Source organism: Streptomyces tirandamycinicus (assembly GCF_003097515.1).
Taxonomy (GTDB): Bacteria; Actinomycetota; Actinomycetes; order Streptomycetales; family Streptomycetaceae; genus Streptomyces; species Streptomyces tirandamycinicus.
The window spans coordinates 4,375,560-4,393,705 of record NZ_CP029188.1 but is presented as its reverse complement, the minus strand read 5'-3'; the positions used below and the strand labels follow the sequence as shown (position 1 = coordinate 4,393,705).

The 18,146-nt window shown below is 71.9% G+C and carries 18 protein-coding genes; 1 reads left to right on the top strand and 17 read right to left on the bottom strand.

The window, feature by feature from the left end; translation table 11 throughout:
• Positions 1-449: 449 nt before the first annotated feature.
• The 3 genes from DDW44_RS19540 to DDW44_RS19530 form a co-directional block, all read right to left on the bottom strand.
• On the bottom strand, positions 450-1,976 hold the full coding sequence (locus DDW44_RS19540; RefSeq protein ID WP_244224064.1) for a DUF2079 domain-containing protein: 1,527 nt from the start codon (positions 1,974-1,976) through the stop codon (positions 450-452).
• Between the two features lie 11 nt (positions 1,977-1,987).
• The gene (locus tag DDW44_RS19535; RefSeq protein WP_108908886.1) at positions 1,988-2,380 is read right to left on the bottom strand and encodes a cupin domain-containing protein; all 393 of its coding nucleotides are present in this window, start codon (positions 2,378-2,380) and stop codon (positions 1,988-1,990) included.
• A 170-nt stretch (positions 2,381-2,550) separates the two neighbouring features.
• Complete coding sequence (locus DDW44_RS19530) at positions 2,551-3,444, bottom strand: prepilin peptidase (protein ID WP_108907213.1); 894 nt, start codon at positions 3,442-3,444, stop codon at positions 2,551-2,553.
• 103 nt (positions 3,445-3,547) lie between these two features.
• Here DDW44_RS19530 and DDW44_RS19525 point away from each other — a divergent pair, with 103 nt between their 5' ends.
• The gene (locus DDW44_RS19525) at positions 3,548-3,919 is read left to right on the top strand and encodes a DUF192 domain-containing protein (RefSeq protein ID WP_017949190.1); all 372 of its coding nucleotides are present in this window, start codon (positions 3,548-3,550) and stop codon (positions 3,917-3,919) included.
• A gap of 149 nt (positions 3,920-4,068) precedes the next feature.
• Here DDW44_RS19525 and DDW44_RS19520 read toward each other — a convergent pair whose 3' ends face one another.
• From DDW44_RS19520 to DDW44_RS19450, 14 genes are all read right to left on the bottom strand, one after another.
• The gene (locus tag DDW44_RS19520; RefSeq protein ID WP_108907212.1) at positions 4,069-5,229 is read right to left on the bottom strand and encodes a mannosyltransferase family protein; all 1,161 of its coding nucleotides are present in this window, start codon (positions 5,227-5,229) and stop codon (positions 4,069-4,071) included.
• Positions 5,230-5,356: 127 nt separating this feature from the next.
• Positions 5,357-6,415: a PucR family transcriptional regulator gene (locus DDW44_RS19515; RefSeq protein WP_017949188.1), complete on the bottom strand. Its 1,059-nt coding sequence runs from the start codon at positions 6,413-6,415 to the stop codon at positions 5,357-5,359.
• A gap of 468 nt (positions 6,416-6,883) precedes the next feature.
• Entirely contained in the window at positions 6,884-7,546 is a 663-nt protein-coding gene (locus tag DDW44_RS19510) for an OmpA family protein (RefSeq protein ID WP_017949187.1), read from the bottom strand.
• Positions 7,546-8,142 carry a hypothetical protein gene (locus DDW44_RS19505; RefSeq protein ID WP_108907211.1) on the bottom strand — a complete coding sequence of 199 codons (597 nt, stop codon included), beginning with the start codon at positions 8,140-8,142 and terminating at the stop codon, positions 7,546-7,548. The genes DDW44_RS19510 and DDW44_RS19505 overlap by 1 nt, the downstream gene beginning before the upstream one ends.
• 30 nt (positions 8,143-8,172) lie before the next feature.
• A complete protein-coding gene (locus DDW44_RS19500) occupies positions 8,173-8,760 on the bottom strand; it encodes a pilus assembly protein TadG-related protein (RefSeq protein WP_167455515.1) in 588 nt (195 codons plus the stop codon).
• Positions 8,757-8,990, bottom strand: a complete 234-nt coding sequence (locus tag DDW44_RS19495; RefSeq protein ID WP_108907210.1) for a hypothetical protein — start codon at positions 8,988-8,990, stop codon at positions 8,757-8,759. The genes DDW44_RS19500 and DDW44_RS19495 overlap by 4 nt, the downstream gene beginning before the upstream one ends.
• Before the next feature lie 209 nt (positions 8,991-9,199).
• A complete protein-coding gene (locus tag DDW44_RS19490) occupies positions 9,200-10,312 on the bottom strand; it encodes a response regulator transcription factor (RefSeq protein ID WP_108907209.1) in 1,113 nt (370 codons plus the stop codon).
• Positions 10,313-10,451: 139 nt separating this feature from the next.
• Positions 10,452-11,978, bottom strand: coding sequence for a sensor histidine kinase (locus tag DDW44_RS19485; RefSeq protein ID WP_208647983.1), 1,527 nt, complete (start codon positions 11,976-11,978; stop codon positions 10,452-10,454).
• 165 nt (positions 11,979-12,143) lie between these two features.
• Positions 12,144-13,034, bottom strand: coding sequence for a DUF5936 domain-containing protein (locus DDW44_RS19480; RefSeq protein WP_017949181.1), 891 nt, complete (start codon positions 13,032-13,034; stop codon positions 12,144-12,146).
• 102 nt (positions 13,035-13,136) lie between these two features.
• A complete protein-coding gene (locus DDW44_RS19475; RefSeq protein WP_018889135.1) occupies positions 13,137-14,078 on the bottom strand; it encodes a type II secretion system F family protein in 942 nt (313 codons plus the stop codon).
• 247 nt (positions 14,079-14,325) lie between these two features.
• Positions 14,326-15,666, bottom strand: a complete 1,341-nt coding sequence (locus tag DDW44_RS19470) for a TadA family conjugal transfer-associated ATPase (protein WP_018889136.1) — start codon at positions 15,664-15,666, stop codon at positions 14,326-14,328.
• 152 nt (positions 15,667-15,818) lie between these two features.
• On the bottom strand, positions 15,819-16,235 hold the full coding sequence (locus DDW44_RS19465) for a TadE/TadG family type IV pilus assembly protein (protein WP_108907208.1): 417 nt from the start codon (positions 16,233-16,235) through the stop codon (positions 15,819-15,821).
• Between the two features lie 3 nt (positions 16,236-16,238).
• Positions 16,239-16,598, bottom strand: coding sequence for a TadE/TadG family type IV pilus assembly protein (locus DDW44_RS19460; protein WP_017949177.1), 360 nt, complete (start codon positions 16,596-16,598; stop codon positions 16,239-16,241).
• Between the two features lie 305 nt (positions 16,599-16,903).
• Positions 16,904-18,145 carry a CpaE/TadZ family protein gene (locus tag DDW44_RS19450; protein WP_018889140.1) on the bottom strand — a complete coding sequence of 414 codons (1,242 nt, stop codon included), beginning with the start codon at positions 18,143-18,145 and terminating at the stop codon, positions 16,904-16,906.
• Position 18,146 lies beyond the last annotated feature (1 nt).

Genomic DNA, 18,146 nt, shown 5'->3' with positions numbered 1-18,146 from the left:
ATACGGACCGGCCCGAGGGGGGGTTTCCACCATAACCCTTCGCGCAGGCCGCCGCGTGCCACGGACACCCGCAGCTACTCTCCGGAGTCACTCGACTGCGGTGAGGAAAGGGGAAAGGCCCTGGGCAGGGGCCGGGTTCGGCCTCGGCGCCCGATACGGCCCGTACTCCCCACGGGGGAACGGCCCAACGGGCGCCCGGTTGACGCGGCCCGTACGGAAGGGATGCGCCCGGCGGCGCCACCGGCTCGCCGGACGACGGAAGGGCGATGACGAGCAGGGCGCGGGCGGCGTACGGGGCGGAACGGATGCGGGACCGACGACATACGGCGCGGACGGATGCGGGGCGGACGGGCGTGCGGGGCGGACGGCATCGGGCGGGTGCGGCGCGTGCGGGTGCGGTGCGGCGGGTGCGGGGTGCGGTGGCGATCGGTCCGGTCCCCTGCGCCAGGTCATCGGGTGCGCCTCAGCAGGGTGATGCCGTCGAGCGCCGCGACGCGCTCATAGCCGTATGCCCGCTGCGCCGCGTCCAGTTCGGCCTGCTGCCGCTCCGGCGGGTACGGCCAGTGGCCCGTCCTGTACGGCCACGCCTCCGGAGCCCTGCTGTCGTGGATGATCCATTCCGCGGTGGGCCGGGGCGTTCGCTTCCCGTCGTACTCGTACAGATGCCCCTCGACCGGCCAGGTCGGGAAGAGCACGACGTGGCAGCGGGAGGTGAGCTGGGGTACCAGCCGGTTGGAGGCGGCGACCGTCGCCCCGTCCGGGATCCGCTGGAGCAGCGTCCGGGCGGCCTCGATGTGCGGGGTGGTGCGCCAGGTGGCCCGCTGCGCCAGCTGGGCGAGCGGGAAGGACGGCAGCATCACCACCGTCACGGCGAGCACGGTGACCAGGGAGGCGCGCACATGGCGGGCGGCGAGCGGATCGCCGGCCTGCCGGTAGCGGCCGAGGGCGTCGACGAGCCCGGCGAAGACGACGGGCATCAGCACCGCGCTGTAGTGGAAGGCGGTCCCCCAGTGGAACGCGTTTTCCGACAGCATCCGCCAGGCGAGCGTCGGCACGGCGATCAGCGACAGGGGTGACCGCAGGGCGAGGAGGGCACTGGGGGCGAACACCAGCACGAGGGTCATGGCCTTGACGTCGGGACGCAGCGCGTCGAGCGGCGCGAAGGCCAGCGTGGCGAGGAGTGAGCCGTGCCCGTCGGTGAGGTTGCCTCCGTGGGCGTACCCGCCGCCGGGGTTGAAGGCCGGCAGCAGCAGCGCGATCTCGACGGCGCTGCCGACGAGCCCGGCCGCGGCCGTCGCGATCCCCAGCTTCCGCGGCCCCTTCCACGCCACATAGACGCCCACGGCCGCGAGGGTCAGCCCCAGGTCCTCCTTGACGAGGAGCAGGGGCGCGGCCCAGGCGACGGCCCGTCCCCAGCGCCTCCGGCCGAGCGCCTCGAGGGCGAAGGCCAGCAGCGGCACGGCGAGGGCCACCTCGTGGAAGTCGAAGGCGGCCGCCGAGGCGATACCCCAACTCGCGCCGTAGCCGAAGGCGACGACGTGCGCGGCACGGCGGCCGAGCGTCCGGACGGCCCAGCGGGCGAGCGGCACGACGGCGAGGGCGAGGAGGGCGGACTGGGCCACCAGCAGACAGAGCGGGGACGGCCACAGCCCGTAGAGCGGGGCGAGGGCGGCGACCAGCGGATGGAAGTGGTCGCCGAGCAGATTGAAGCCGTCGCCGCGCAACGGGACGACGGGAGCCTCAAGTCGGGCGTAGGCGCGTACCGCCTGCTCGAAGATGCCGAGGTCGTAGCCCGTGGTGCGCAGCAGTTGGTGGCGGCGCACGGCGACCGTCGCGTACAGCAGGGACAGGACCGCCGCCCAACCCCAGGGGAGGAGGGCGGCGGCGGGACCTTCCGTCGGTCGGGCGTCCGCGGAAGCCGGAACCGGCTTCGTCTGCGCACGCGCAACCGTTAGATTGTCAAAAAATGTCCGCATACGTCCGCATGCTAGAGGGCATGGCCGGTGGTGCTGTCCACATGAGCGGGGATCTCCCCCTCGTGGCGGTCACCTGTGGACTTGGTCCCGGCCGGCTCGAACATCAGGATCGAGCCGCCCGGCGACGACGGCTTGTGCTCGGTACCTCTCGGCACGACGAACGTGTCCCCCTGGCGGAGCTCGACCGTCGTCTCGGCACCTTCCGCGTCACGCATCGCGATGTCGAAACGGCCGTCGAGGACGAGGAAGAACTCGTCGGTGTCCTCGTGGACGTGCCAGATGTGCTCCCCGGCGGCGTGCGCCACGCGTACGTCGTAGTCGTTCATCCGGGCCACGATGCGCGGGCTGTACACATCGTCGAAAGAGGCGAGGGCCTCGGTCAGGTTGACGGGTGTGATGTCCATGGCCCCAGTCTGGTCACCGGACGGCCGGATGTCGCCGGAGAAGCCGGCGCAGCGAACGCCGGGGATGGGGCAGATGGAACGGATGGCGCGGCCTGTGAGACCGACCGGCACCACCGAGTACCAGCGAGTACCCGAGAACGGCAGCGAGCAGCACCGAGTACCAGCGGGCACTAGCCGGAGGTGAGCGCGCCCAGCAGCAGTCCGATCAGCGTGCCCGAGATCATGAACGGCCCGAACGGGATGGCCGTATCGCGCCCCGCCCCGCGGAGGACGATGAGCCCGAGCCCGTACACCGCACCGAGCAGGAACCCCGCGAAGGCCCCCACGAAAAGCACCTCCCAGCCGTACCAGCCGAGCGCCACACCGAGCGACAGGGCCAGTTTCACATCGCCGAAGCCCATGCCGTTCGGATTGACGAGGTAGAGCACCAGGTACGCGGCGCCGAGCACGGGCCCGCCGAGCAGCGCGGTCGTCCATGACCCGCCGGCGCCGGGGAGCAGTGCCGCGCCGCCGAGCAGGACGGCCGCCGCGGCGGCCAGCGGCAGCGTCAGCTGGTCCGGGAGCCGGTGGACGTTGCGGTCGACGAGGGCGAGCAGGACGGCGACCGGCACGAGCAGCAGCCACACCGCCAGTTCCGGCCGGGGCCCGACGGCCGCGGCGAGTGCCGCACAGGCGAGCGCGGTGGCGGATGGCACGAGGAACGACTGCCGGTAGGCGGCGGTCCCGCGGGTGCCGGCGCCTTCCGGCCCGTCCACACCGCCCGGCCCGTCTGCACCTCCCGGCCCGTCCGCACCGCCCGGCTCGTCCGCGGCGCTCGGCTCGGACACGACTGCCGGCCTGGACGCGACTGCCGGCACGGGCGGGTGTGACGCCGCGCAGCCCGCGCAGCGTGCGGTCCCCAGCCACCCGCGCGCGGGCCCGGTGATCGGATGCCCGGCGGGGCAGGCGACCCGCCATGCCTCCTCCGGCTCGACGGACATCCGATAGGCGGGGCGCGGCACGAGCACCCCGGCCGCGGTCCCCCACAACGCGGCGGCGATCAGCGTCACATACGCGTACTCCACGGTCCGACCCTAGGGGCTGGGCGCCGGGCGGTCATGGGCCCGCGGACCCACTCTCCGCCGACCCGGGCCCATCCCGGCCCGACTCCCGCTACGGTCCTGGCACATGGGCGGATGGCAGGACGGCGACGGCACGCTGACGGTCCCCGGGAGGGAGGAACCGGTGGGCCTCGTGATCGCCGCGTCGTACCGTGCGCGTTACCGCGGTCTTCTCGGCCGTGACGGTCTGCACGGTGCGCTCATGCTGACGCCCTGCACGAGCGTGCACACCTTCCGGATGCGTTTCGCCATCGACGTTGCGTACCTCGACCAGGAGTTGCGCGTCCTGGACGTCCGCACGATGCGCCCCGGACGGCTCGGGCTGCCGAGACCGCGCAGCCGTCACGTCCTGGAGGCGGAGGCGGGGGCGATGGCGGAGTGGGGCGTACGACCGGGGGTACGGCTCGCGATCGAAGGGCCACGGCGCCCGGCGGTCTGACCCGCGACGGCCCTCGTGGCGCCCGGCGCCGTGAACCCGTGACGGCCCTCGCGGCGCGTTCCGGCGACCTGCCCCCGCGACGCCCTCGCGGCGCGTTCCGGCGGCCTGCCCCCGCGACCGTGCCTGCCCCGCCGCATCCGGCGCCCGGATCAGGGCGGCCCCGTACCGAGCAGGGTGAACGCGCCGTACACCCCCGACGCGACGGCGAGCAGCGCCACCACCACGACGGCGGCGGTCCGGCGGGCGGGCCCGGCGAGCGCGACCGCCGCGGGCAGCAGCAGCGGGAAGGCAGGCATGATCAACCGCGGGCGTGAGCCGAAGTACGCGGCGCCGACCAGCGAGATGACGACGATCCCGGCCGCGTACACCAGCAGCGGCAGCGGCTGGCGCTGCCGCACGCACAGCCACAGCACCCAGAGGAGCAGCCCGATGGCGGCGATCAGCCCGACTCCGGCGAGCGGTGCCGGCCCTGTCAGGTGCCCGCCGACGAAGCGGGCGAGGGCGACCCCGCCGTCGATCTCGTTGCCCCAGGCGGCCTGGACCTCGAAGTACGCCGTGGGGCTGCCCCGGCGCACCGCGACGAAGGCTACATAGCCCAGCCATCCGAGCGGCGCGATGACCACACCGACGGCAGTCCGCCACGTCAGGCCCCTTTGGAGCAGCCGAACGAGCGCGCTCGCGCCGATCGCGGCGACGAGCGCGACGGCCGAGGGCCGGGTGAGGCCGGCCAGCGCGCAGAGCGTCCCGGCGGCGATCCAGCGCTCGGTCAGCACGGCGTACAGGGACCAGGCGGCCAGCGCGGTGAACAGCGTCTCGGTGTACGCCATCGACTGCACGAAGGCGGTCGGGTAGACGCCCCACAGCACGGCCAGCAGCACCCCGGCCCGCTGCCCCGCCACGTGGGCGCCGACGGCGTAGATGCCCCAGGCGGCGGCGAACGCCGCGAGCCAGCCGATCGCGAGTCCCGCCGTGGCCGCGCCGACCGGCAGCACCTCGGAGACCGCCCGCTCCAGCGCGGGCAGCAACGGGAAGAAGGCCAGATCGGAATGGACGCTGCCGTCGGGCAGTGTCACGTCGTACCCATAGCCGTTCTCCGCGATCCGGACATACCAGACGGAGTCCCAGCGCCCGTTCAGCCGGTGCAGGGCGTCCTTCCCCTGCACCGCGGCGGCCACCGCGAGGATCGCCGTTCCCAGCGCCCGGACCGCCGCGTACCCCAGAACAGCGGGGGCGGCACGGGAGATCCGGGGAGGCAGGGGCGCTCCGCGCGGACGGTCGCCCCGGGGTGCGGATACGGACTGGTCGGACATGCGCCCGATTATCGCCCCAGGGGTGGGAGTGACCGGTCTCACGGCGTCCGGACCGCCCTCACGCCCACAACCCCGCGTCGGGGGCGTACACCTTGCGGACCGGCGTTTCGGAACGCCCGATGCGCCGTCAGATGTCCTGGTGCGGCCAGTCGAGCAGCCGGGCCCCGATGACCGCCGTCTGAAGTGTGTACCTGTGCACGGGATCGCCCGGGTCGGCGCCGGTGAGCCTGTGGATCCGGTCGAGCCGGTACGTCAGGGCCCGCACGCTGAGGTTGAGCCGCCGGGCCGCCTCGGCCGCCACGCACCCCGTGTCGAAGTAGGCCGCGAGAGTGTCGAGCAGCGGCTGGGCTCCGCCGCGGGCCTGCCTGAGCGGACCGAGGGCGCTGAGCACGAGATCGGCCATGGCCTGCCGGTCGCGCGTCAGCACCGGGTACACCAGCAGGTCCGAGGCCTGCAGCACCGGGTCTTCCAGGCCCATGCGATCGGCCAGGTCCAGGGCGTTCAGCGCCTCCTCGTAGGAGTGGACCACCCCGCCCGCACCCGGATGGGCGCGCCCCACCGCCACCCGGCCGCCGTCCGTCGCCCCGTACGCCTGCTTGGCGAAGTGGCCGAGGACATCGGACTGGTCACCCGGTGCGATGCAGACCAGCCGGCCGTCCTTCGTGGTGAGGAGGATGTGCCGGTCCCCGAAGCGGGCGACGAGCGAGGCCCCGATCCGGCGGGTGAGGGGATGGCCGTCGTCGTACGACTCCGGGCCCTGGGCGACCGCCACCGCATGGGCGTGGGACAGCAGCAACCCGAAGCGTACGGCCCGCTCGGCGAGCCGGCCGAGGTCGCTGCGCCCGTAGAGCAGGTCGTCGACGAACTCCCGGCGGGCCGCCTCCTCCTGGCGCACCGCGAGACGCTGCGCCCGCTCATGGCCCTCGGCGAAGGCGTCCACGGCCTGCTCGGTGGCGGCGAGCAGGTGGTCGGCCGCCGCCGCGTGCAGTCCCGGCCGGATCGCGCGCGCGGCGGCCAGATGGGCCCGGACCATGGTGCGCAGTCCGATGCCCGCTTCCGCGGCACGCTCCCCCTGGGCGCGGAGTGAGGCCAGTTCGTCTCGGGTGAGCCTCCGGCCGGTGGCACAGGCACCGGCCAGTACCTCGGCGTACCCCTTCAGATACGACTCGGTCTCAAGCACCGTCACGACCCGTTCCCCCGTTCCTTCCCCCGGCACGCCGACACGACTTCCCAACGCCGGAGATCAGGGATGGCACCCCGTCCCCTTCCGGCGAACGGCGTCAGGCATCAAGGATACGTAAAGATTGCCGGTGGTCGGCAATGCGAACGGGACCACCGGACTGGAACGATCTGACCGCACGGGGGAGGGCGAGGAAGACCGAGCGACTGCCTGCCGGAAGCGGGAAACGGGAAACGGGGGCCCGGGAGTCGGGGCGGTTTCGCCGCCGGCGGCCACCGGCCGGCTGCGTGGCCCGCCGCGCCCGGTCCTCCTCGCCCGCGCCGGGCTGTCACGCTTCGCGTCCGGACCGCTCCGATGGCTGATCCCAGAACTCCCGGGGCGGACGCCGCTCGTGGCGTCCGCCCCGGGAATTCGCGGCGTGGCGGGAGTTCACGGCGTGGCGAGGGAGAGCCCCCGCGTCCGGACGTGGGCTCCTCAGCCCTGTGACGCGCCACCCTCACCACGCGGGAAGGAGACCTCCACCCGGCGGTTCTTCTTCCGGCCGTCCTCGGTGCCGTTGTCGGCGATCGGGTACTGCTCGCCGTAGCCACGGATCTCGTAACTGATTCCCGAGCCGCCGAGCTGCTGCGACAGCACCTTGTGCACGGCGTCCGCCCGCTGCTTGGACAGCACGTCACCGTGCGCGGCGGAGCCCAGGTTGTCGGTGAAGCCGAAGACCCGGACCCTCTTTGCTCCCTGGCCGCGGATCTCCGCCGCGATCTCGGCGATACGGGCATTGGCGGCCCCGGACAGCTTGGCGCTGTCCTTGCCGAAGAGCACCTCCGCCTGAAGTGCGAACTTCAGGTTGGAACTGGTCTCCTCACGGCGCTCCTCGCCACCCTCGGACTCGACGACGGAAACGATGTCGAGCACCCGGGCGGGCGCGAGGGTCGCACCGTCCCGGATCTTCAGCCCCGGTGACTCGCCGTCGACCTCGGGCGGCGGCGAGGTCGACTCGGTACCCGGAGGCGTGCCGGGAGCGGGAGTCTCGTCCGCCCGGGCGCCGGCCGCGGCGGCGAACTGCATGCTGACGACCAGCACGGCCGCGGCGAGGGCCGAGGCTGTGGCCCTGCGGGTGCGGGGCGTGGCGGGGGTCATCAGGAGATCTCAATCGTGGCGGTGGGCATGAGAGGGATCTGGATGTCGACCTGGGTGGTCTTGTCCGGCGGGGAGGGGAACTGGGCGAAGAAGGAGACGGAGGCCCCTGCGTCGATACTCGTGATGCCGGTAGTGGTCAACGGGTAGCCATCGGTGTCGCGAAGCACGTAGTAGCGCTTCTTCTCCGCCTTGTCCACCAAGGTCATGCCAGCGAGGGATCGGCCCGTGCGCCGCACGTTGGTCTCCTGGCCGTTCCACGCCACAGGGGCATACGACTTCTTCCCCGAGGTGTTCTTGAGACTACCGGTCACGGTGAGGAATCCACCTGGGTCCCGGGTCGCACCATGGACGATGAACTGGAATCCTTCAGTGCCGTTGATGGTTGCCAACGTCTTGCCGGTGTCCGGCACGGTGCTGCCGCCACTGTCCTGAGGCTTGCTGTTCCCCGTGGCGGCGGGCGCCGAGTTGCTGCTCCCCTTGTCCTTCGCCGACCCCACGTCGTCTCCACCGCAGGCGGCGAGCGAAAGGGACACCGTTGTCGCCAGGAGAGCGACGACCACTACCTTTCGCGCGGTCACTCCGTACAGATGACTCATGCGTGTCATTCCTTCTGCGTTCGTTCGCGGTCAGTTCTCGGCCAGCCGGATGTCGAAGAGGTCAGGCCCATCCGGCGGAGGGCCCTCGCCGACCAGCCACGGAACTGTCCCCTCGCACGTCAGCGTCCCCAGCGGCTCGGGGACCGGCTCGTAGCGGCATCGGGGTATGAGTGCGGCGGTGGCCTCGGCCGTGGCCTTCTTCGTCTCCGTCCCCGGCAGAACGGTGTCCCCCACCGGTTTCCTCGTTTCGACCTCGACGGTGAAGCCCCAACCGCCGTTGTAGGCCGGGCTGCAGCCACCCGGTGTCACGACGGTGTCGTTCCGCTCAGCCATGGGGTAGGCCGCCTCACAGCCCCGGAAGCTCCCGAACTGCCCCAGATCGAAGATCGCGGTCAGGTACTCCGGGTCGAGGTTCGCCGACAGCTCCAGCTCGAACTGGTCCCGAGACTGCTTGGCCGCCGCGAGTGCGGCGGCGTCGGCGCCGGTCTGGGCACCGTTGCGGGTGGCGCCGGCCTGGCCGACCGCGAAGAACGCAAGCGCGAGAAAGAGCAGGCTCGCTACCACCACCACGTAGGCGGGGGCGACCTGCCCTCTCTCGCGTGAAGTTCGCAGCGTCAACCGCCCAGGATTTCGCCCACCTTGGTGGTGAGCCCGTCGGCGATCGTCTCCGCCACGCCCGAGCCCACCAGCGCCGCGATGATCAGTGCGACCAGCACGATCACGCCGACGTACTCGACGGCCCCCTGGCCCCGGTCGCCGCGGCGGCGGATCGCCTCGGCGGTCGTCTTCGCCCAGTTGCCGACGTGGACGCGGGCGTTGGTCGCCGTCCTGCGAGTGATGTTCGACATGGTGTTCCCCTCCTGGTCGGGCCGGCCGCTTGCCGACCGACTCGTACGGGTCCTCGGTTCCGCTCGCGGCTCCGGCTTGCTCTTGGCCGGTCTCGGCGGCGGCATGCGAAGGGTACGAGTGGAGAGCAACCTTTGACATGGGCCTGAGGGCCCAACCGCGGGCCCATTCCAGGGGCCGGAGCTTCGGAGGCCCCGTGACCCCGGTCGTGTCAGCCATGACCCACCGCCCCCCTTCGGGCCAGGCGATGCCAGATGGCGATGGCCTCGCCGCGGCTTCCGGCACGGAGCTTGGCGAAGATGCGGTTGATGTGGTTCTTGACGGTCTTCTGGCTGATGAAACAGGTGGCGGCGATCTGCTGATTCGTCATGCCCGAAGCGATCAGGTCCATCACTTCCCCCTCCCGCTGACTCAGCTCGGCCGGCTGCCCCCCGGCAGCTGCCTTCGGGGTGGCCCCCGAGGGGACCGCCCCTGGGGAAGAATGTGCCACATTCGCTTGCGAAAGCGAAGAGGGAAGGTTGAATTGTTGCCCAGTTGATGGGCTGTCACCTAACCTAACCTGCTGCTTTGTTGATGATACGCAGGCGTGCGATCGGCTCATGTCGTGTGCGGCTGCAGACAGCACGGGGTGGTACTGCCCAGGCTCCTTTGCGAACGCCACGCCCAGACCGTCCGGCAAGGGTGTCGGTGATCGTTCCGGTGGGCGGGTGGTGCCGCGCACCGCCGCGAGCAGAGCGCTGGAGGCGGAGGAGGTGAAGGCGGCCCGGCCCTCCTTGATGTCGCGTACGGCGGCGACGAGCTGGTCCGCGGTGAACTCGCCGTGCACCAGGTAGCCGCCCGCGCCGCGGAGCAGGGCCTCGTGGACGATCTCGCTCTCGCGGCTGTACGTCGTCATCAGCACCGGCGCGAGGCCCACCAGGTGAGGAAGGACCGAGATGCCGTCGACGCCCGGCATCCGCACGTCGAGCAGGATGACGTCCGGCCGGTGCCGGACGGCCGCGTCGTACGCCTGGCGTCCGTCGGCGGCCTGGGCGACGACATGGATGTCCTCGCGGCCTTGGAGCAGCACGGTAAGGCCCGCTCGTACCACCGGGTTGTCGTCGGCGACGACGACCCGGAGGAGCGTGGGGGCGGGCGTGACGAGGGCGGGCAGGGCCGGGTGGCCACCGGATGCCGCGTCCGCCGGCCCGTGGGGAGCGGGGAAGGCGGACGGTCCGGAGGAATGGTCGGTAGTGAGCACTGCGGCATGCGACGACGAGCGCCGTGACAGGTGGGGCTGCTGTGCCCACTGCTCTCCGGCTGTTCGGGAGATGTCGTCCGGCATGGTTGCGGCCTCCTCTCGGAGTGGACGGGGGGACGGGGGTGGGGCTCGGACGGGTTCGGGGTGTTCTCGGGGCGGGGGCATACGGACGGTGTGACGCCGAGGGGGGACGGTCGGTGCCCGTCCGGGGTGGCGTGCGCGATCAGTCGAGGAGCGGGGTCGCCCGCGGCTTTCCCGGCAGCGCGTCCGGTGGCGCCGGGGCGATGGCCGTCAACGGCAGCTCGAGCCGTACCTCCGTCCCTCGTGAGTGGCGCCCCCGCCCGACGCGGATACGGGACCCGATGGAAGCGGCGCGCTCCACCATGCCGACGAGGCCGAAGTGGCCCGCGCGTCGGAGGCCGTCGAGCGTGGTGCCGGGGGGCAGGCCCTTGCCGTCGTCGTAGACGCTGATGCTCAGCACGTCGCCGACGACGCCCGCCGCGACGTCGAGGTACGTGGGGTGCCCGTGGCGGTGGGCGTTCTCCATGGCCTCGGACGCGATGGTGAGCAGTTGGCGCGCGACGGCCTGGGGTACCGGCGGCACCGGGTCCTGGCCCAGTCGGCGGAATCGGGCCGGTACTCCGAGACGGCGGGCGAAGCCGGCGGTGCGTGCGGCCAGTTCGGAGAGCACGTCGACGCCGCCGTCGAGGCCGGATTGGCGGCGCAGATCGGACAGCAGTTCCCGGGACTCGGCGGCGGCCCGGCGCGCCGAGCGGGCGACGAGCTCGGCCTGGTGCTTCACGGTCAGCGGATCCATCCGGTCCGCGGAGCCGGCCAGGCCGTCCGCAGCCAGTGCCAGCCCGTGGAGCGTCTTGGACACCGAGTCGTGCATCTCCCGGGCGAGGCGGGCGCGCTCCTCCTCCACCGCCTGGTTGACGGCGAGCCGGGCGCGGGCCTCGGTGAGGGCCTGGGCGGCGGTGCCGAAGCCGAGCATGAGGTTGCGCAGGGTGCTGCCGACCGCGCCCGCGATGACGCACAGTCCGGGCAGCAGCAGATCGCCGAGTCCGGCCTTCACGTCCGGGTTGACGGCGAACGCGCCGCCGATGATGAGCGACTGGAGTACGGCGAAGACCGCGGCCCCACGCCAGCCGTAGACGAGTCCGGCGAGCAGCGGGGTGCAGAGGGTGACGTACGCGAGGATCGACTCGGGGGAGGCGGTGGCCAGGAGCAGCGCGCCAAAGAGCGAGTCCACCGCGAGGAGGGCCGGATGCCGGAGCAGGAACGGCCCGAAGCGCTCCCAGTCCCGCAGCGGGATGTAGGACACCATGAAGGTGACGACCACGGCGGAGCCGACGAGCCAGATGCCCAGCCCCGGCCGGGTGTTGTTCAGCGCGAAGGGCGTGGCCAGCGCGATCGTCGCCAGCCGGAAGCCGAAGACCTGACGGCAGAGCGCCTGGAGGGCGTTGACCTGGAGGGGCAGCGGCGGCACGTGCTGAGAACCGGCGACGGCGGCCTGCAGGGGATTGCCGCCGCCGATGCCGCCTCGGATCTCGGCGCCGGCTGCGCCGCGGCGTCCGTCATCGGCTTGGTCGTCGGCGGCGAAGCCGGCTTCTTCACCGGTTTTGTCATCACCGGGTTTGTCACCGGGTTTGTCGCCGGCCTTGTCACCGGCTGTGTCGCCGGGTTCGACGCTGCGTCCGCTGCCGCCGCTGCCGCCGCTCCTTCCCTTGGCGGGGGGCCTCAGGCCCATCTGGGTCACCTCCTGTTCCGGTCGCTCGCGCTGTCGTGGTACCGGGCTCGGCCGGTTCGATCCCGGTGCGTCGTGGTCGTGGTCGTGCCGCCGATGCGGTCCCGGGTGCGTCGGGATCGTGCCGCCGGTGGGCCGTTCCGCTCTCCTCTCGTCACGCCTGGTCGGTCAGCCGCCGCTCAGGATGTCGGCGAAGTCGACGCCGGAGCCGTAGTAGAAGCTCATGACGATCAGGATCATGGTCGCGGGGAGCATGACCATGGTGACCACCAGCGTCGTCTTGGGGACGGCCTTGGACGCGGAGCGCCTGGCGTTCTGCGCGTCCGTCCGCCGCATGTCCGTCGCTATCTGGATGAGGGTGTCGACGATCGGGGCGCCGAGTTCCTCCCCCTGCTGGAGCGCGGTGACGAACATCGAGACCTGCTCGGATGAGTTCCGCTTGCGGAGCTGCTCGAACGCCTCGCGGCGGCTGACGCCCATGTCCATCTGGCGCAGGGTGATGCGGAGTTCGTCGGCCCAGGGGCCCTGGTACTTCTCCGCGACCCGCTCCAGCGCCTGCCGGAAGCCGAGTCCCGCGGAGACGACGACGGCGAGCACGTCGAGGAAGTCGGGCAGGGTGCGCTCGATGTCGTTGCGCCGGCGGCGGATGGCTGCGCGCAGGACGACATCGGTCCAGACGAGCCCGTACACCAGTGCCATCAGGCCGATGACCGCCTGCCCGCGCAGGACGAGGGAGAAGGCGGCGGCCACGCCGAGCATCCCGTAGACGGCGCGGCGGGCCGCGTAGCGGTCGACGGTCATGCCACCGGGGTTGCCCGCCATGTCGAGCCTGTGGCGCAGGGCGTCGACGCGCTTCGGCCCCATCATGGAGAGCACGGTCGGTGCGAAGCGCATGCCGATGCGGTCGATGCCGGAGCCGACGGCGGTGGTGCGGGTCGCGCCGACCTCGAGTGCCACCGCGAGGTCGCCGGGCAGTTTGGCGTCGGCCCGGTACATCCGGACGCCGTGGAAGGCCCCGTACACCGCGAGGCCGACGACGGCTGCCAGCAGAAGTGCCATGAGATGTCCCCTGTTCCCCTGTTCCCCGGTTCCTGTTCTCCTGCCGCTGTTCCCCTGCCGCTGTCCCCGGCTCCCCTGTCCCCGGCTCCCCTGGTCTGTTCCTCAGACCCGGATCCGGGACATCCGGCGGATGAGGAAGAAGCCGACGGCGTACATGCCGAAGGCGACGACGACGGCGAACTGGCCGACGACCGAGGCGGTCATCTTGTCCAGGGCGCCCGGGCGCATGGCGTTGATCATCAGTAGGAAGCTGAGGCCGAGCAGCGGAACGGCGAGCGCGGTCACCTTCACCTGGGAGAGCAGCGTCGTGACCTCCCGCCGGGTCTCCTTGCGCTCCTCCAGCGTCTCGGTCAGGTTGCGCAGCGAGCTGACGACCTGGCCGCCCGCCCGGTTGGACAGGACCAGCGTCGTCACGAGGACCACCAGTTCGCGGGAGGGCAGGCGCTCGGCCAGCTCGCCCAGCGCGTCGTCCAGGCTGTGGCCCACGGTGAGCTGGTCGGCGACGCGCATGAGCTCCTCCCCTGCCGGGTCGTCCAGTTCCTCGGCGGCCATGGCGAGCGCGGTGCGCATGGCGAGTCCGGCCTGGGTGGCGTTGGCGAGGACGCGGGTGAACTCGGGGAGCTGGTTGATGAACGCCTCGGTCCGCTTGGCCCGTTGCCAGTTGAGGAAGGCGTCGGCGCCCCAGAGGCCGATGACCGCGGCCACGATGCCGAAGAACGGCGCGAAGACGGCTCCGACGCTGAAGTAGACGGCGAGCAGGGCGACGATCACGTACACGACGTACTCGCCCGGGGTGAGGTCCAGTCCGGTCGTGGCGATCTTGCGTTCGATCCGCTTGCCGAGAGCTGTGCCGCGCAGCCGCCGGTCCACTCCTCGGAATCGGCGTCGCCGGCCGACCGGAGGTTCGGCCTGGCCGGTCTGGGACATCCGGTCGAGAAGCGCCTGCCGCTGGGCCTTGCCCGAGGCGTAGACGTGCACCCCGACGACGCCGAGCAGGCACGCGAGCAGGGTGACGCCGATGGTCAGGAGGGGGAGATCGGCCACGGGCTGAACCTTCCGTCGCGGTCGGGGACGGTGCGTGTGTCCTCGCGGCGGCCGGCCTTCGGGGCGTGCGCCGGGCGGACTTCAGGAGCAGCGGAAGGCGACGCAACCACGGGAGCGGCGGAACGAGACGCAGTCACGGGAGCGGCGGGATGCGACCGAACCCGGGGAGCGGCCGGTGGCGGCGGCGCGACCACGGGAGCGGCCGAAGGCAGCGGCACGACCACGGGGACGGTACGACGCGTCGGGCTCATGCCACCGCCCTGCGGAGCGTGAGCTGGTCCTCCGAGTCGGCGACGCCGAAGGCGGGCGGGATCGGCTCGTTCTTCAGGTACAGCCGTTCGGCGACCCGCCGCGGCAGCGGCAGGTACTCGAAGGCGCCGTGGACCAGCCCGTCGGCGGACATCGGCCGGGCGTTGAACCGGCACACCGTGACGATGCGGTACTCCTCCCGGCCGTGCGAGTCCAGAATGACGATCTCGGTGATCCTGCGGGAGCCGTCGGCGTGCCGGGTGAGCTGGACGATCACGTCGACGGCGCTGTTGATCTGATCCTTGATCGCCACGAACGGGATCTCGACCTCGGACATGGAGGCCAGGGTCTGCAGGCGCATCAGCGCGTCCTCGGCGCTGTTGGCGTGGACGGTGGCGAGGGAGCCGTCGTGACCGGTCGACATCGCCTGGAGCATGTCGAGGGTTTCGCCGCCTCGGACCTCACCGACGATGATGCGGTCGGGACGCATGCGCAGCGAGTTGCGGACCAGGTCGCGAATGGTGATCCGGCCCTTGCCCTCGACGTTCGCGGGCCGGCTCTCCAGGGTGATCACATGGTTCTGCTGGAGCTGGAGCTCGGCGGAGTCCTCGATGGTGACGATCCGCTCCCCGTCGGGGATGAGCCCCGACAAGGCGTTGAGCAGGGTGGTCTTGCCCGTTCCGGTGGCCCCGGAGACGATCACGTTGAACTTCGCCCGGACGAGGCCGCAGAGCAGCATGGTCATCTGGTCGTCGAGGGAGCCGAGCTCGATCATCTCGCGGAGCGTGAACGCGCGCGGGAAGCGCCGGATGGTCAGGATCGGGCCGCTGAGCGAGAGCGGCGGGATGATCACGTTGACGCGCTCGCCACTGGGCAGTCGCGCGTCCACCATCGGGTTGGCCTCGTCGACACGGCGGTTGACGGTCGAGACGATCCGCTCGATGGTCTGCATCAGCTGTTCGTTCGAGCTGAACCGCATGGGCAGCAGCTCCAGTCGGCCGCGGCGCTCGACGAAGACCTGCTCGGGCCCGTTCACCATGATCTCGCTGATGGAGGCGTCCTCGAGCAGCGGCTCCAGGATGCCGAGGCCCAGGGCCTCGTCCACGACCCGGCGGATGAGCTGGGAACGCTCGGCCGAGGAGAGCACCGGCCCCTCGCGGCTGATGATGTGCCCCAGCACCCGCTCCAGCCGCGCCCGCCGCTCGGCGGCCTGCAGCGTGGACATCTCCGCGAGGTCGATCTCCTCCAGGAGCTTGGCGCGGTATGTCCCGACGAGCCGGCCGTCCGAACCGTGGCCGGGGCTCGGGTCGGGATTGTTCATGCGCGCCCGGAGGCTCATGTGCTCGACTCCTTCGAGAGGTTGTCCGGGCCCGGCGGGTCCGAACGGCGGCGGCCGGGGGTCGGAGGTCAGAGGGGCAGCGGTCGGGGGCGGGGGATCAGCGGTCAGAGGGTCGGAAGGCCAGCAGGCCAGCAGGTCAGCGGGTCGGGGGGTCAGCGGTCGGTGACGGGCATGGTCGCGGAGCGGGTGGCCCGGCCGAAGTCCGCAATGCCCGGGACGACGGACGGGATGGCGACACGAGCGGTCATGGTGACCTCCTCGACACCCGCGCCGCTCGGCGAGATCTCGGTGCCGTCGGCCAGCCAGTCGCTGATCGCCGCCTTTCCGGCCCCCACCGCGTCGCCGTTCTGCATCGAGTACGTACGGGCCGCCGCCCGCGCCGCCGTCCCGGCCTGCTGGACCGCGTACACGGCGATGCCGAGCTGGATCGCGGCGAGTGCGACGAGCAGCAGAATCGGGATCCAGCCGAGGTACTCGATCGCGGTCTGGCCCCGGTCGGGGCGCCGGCGAGGAGGAGGACCGACACGCTGGTGCCGGTCGGCACGCCACCGGAATTCGCGCTTCCGCATGGTTCAGCCCTCCCATACGGCGGAGGCCCGCCCGGGTGCGGTGAACGAGAAGTCGATGAAACCCGGGTACAGGACGGGGACGACCACGTCGACCTCCGCGTCGTACAGGTCTCCGGCGACGAAGCAGGCGACATCGGCCTCCCAGGAGTCCGGAAGGTTCTTCCGCGCCGCCGCCTCGCACGCCTGGGCCCCGCCGCCCTGCCCGGCCGCCGCGCCCGCCCGCGCGCCCTCGTCCGCCGAGTTCCCCGCGAGCGAGAACGCGTACCCGACGAGGGCCGCCTGCCAGAGCAGGATCAGCGTCGCCAGGATGATCGGCACCATTCCGGTGAACTCCACCACGGTCTGCCCGCGGTCGCTCCTCACCGAGCTCCGGCTCAGGCTCCGGCTCCGGCTCCGGCTCCGGCTCCGTACGATCCAGTTCCGTAAGGTCCGGCTCCGGGTGCGGTTCCGTACGGACACGCTCCGGACGCCCCCGCTCCCTACGGTTCCGTTCCGCACGGACACATGGACGCGCCATCTCCGGGCCGTCCGCCCACGCCCCGCGCGCCTCCCGCCTCCCATCCGCCCGCCGGTGGTCCGCAGGCCGGCGCGGGGCCGGTCGGTAACCCTCCGGTCGGTACCCGCCGCAATGCGCATCGCTTCAACTCGCCCCCTCGGTCCCCGGCCCCTCAGGACCTTCTCCGGATGCCCAGGGCACCCCGGTCGCTCTTCAATCTGCCCTGTTTCCGGGGCGCTTCGCTCGACTTCACCAGTCCCAGCTCTCCCGCCAGTCCCCACAGAGCCTGCTTGACCGTGGACTTGGCCTCCAGGTCCTGCATCCGGCCGGCGTCCACGAGCGCCTGCAGTTCCTTGAAGTTGGCGGGAATCACGATCCGGGAGACCCGGGTGGCGGTGATCCGCTCGATGAGCGGCGGCTGTATCTCGGTGTTGCGGGTGTACCGGTTGAGGACGGTGACGGTCTCCTCCGCCTTGCGGATCTGGAGCCGGTCCCAGAGCTTCACCATGCGCTTGGCCGCCCGTACGGCGACCACGTCCGGTGTGGTGACGAGCAGCGTCGTGTCGGCCATCTCGATCGCCGCGGCGTTGGCGCCGTTCATGCAGCTGCCGCAGTCGACGACCACGACCTCGTAGCGGTTGCGCAGGGCGCTGACGATCTGGCGCACCGAGCGGTCGGTGACCTCCTCGCCCCGTTCGCCCTCGCCGGGGGCGAGCAGCAGACCGACCCCGGTCTCGTGGACGTAGACCGCGTCCTGCAGGACGCGCGGCGAGATGTCCTGGATGCCCGCCAGGTCGACGATCGACCGCCGGAACTGGACGTCCAGGTAGGAGGCCACGTCGCCCGACTGAAGATCGAGGTCGGCGAGGGCGACGGTCATCCCGCCGGCTCTGGCTGCGAGGGCGAGCTGGACGGCGGTGAGCGTCGTTCCGACGCCGCCCTTGGCACCGCTGACCGTGACGACCGTGCCGCCGGGGCCGGTGAACACGTCGCCGCCGGGGCCCAGATGGCGCCGTACCCCGGCCGACCACCCGGCGGCGGCCTGCACCCGCTGGGCCAGTTCCTCGTAGGACAGGGGCAGGCCGACCAGCCCGCGGGCCCCGGAGTCCATCGCGGCCGAGTACAGGCCGGGGCTCGCGTCGGAGGTGACCAGGACGACCCCGACCGCGGGGAAGCGCAGCGCCACCTCCCGGATCAGTTCCAGTGCCGGCACCGGACCGATCCGCTCGTGGACCAGGACGACCTCCGGGAGCTCGTCCACGGACTCCGCGGCCAGCCGTGCCAGGGTGTCGATCAGCGATGTCGAGTCACCGACCGGCCCCGCCGGCTCCGCATCCGGGAGCTGGCCGAGCAGGGTGGTCACGGACCGGGCGGCGTCGGCGTCGCCGACGGCCGGGAGGATTCTGGTCGTCATC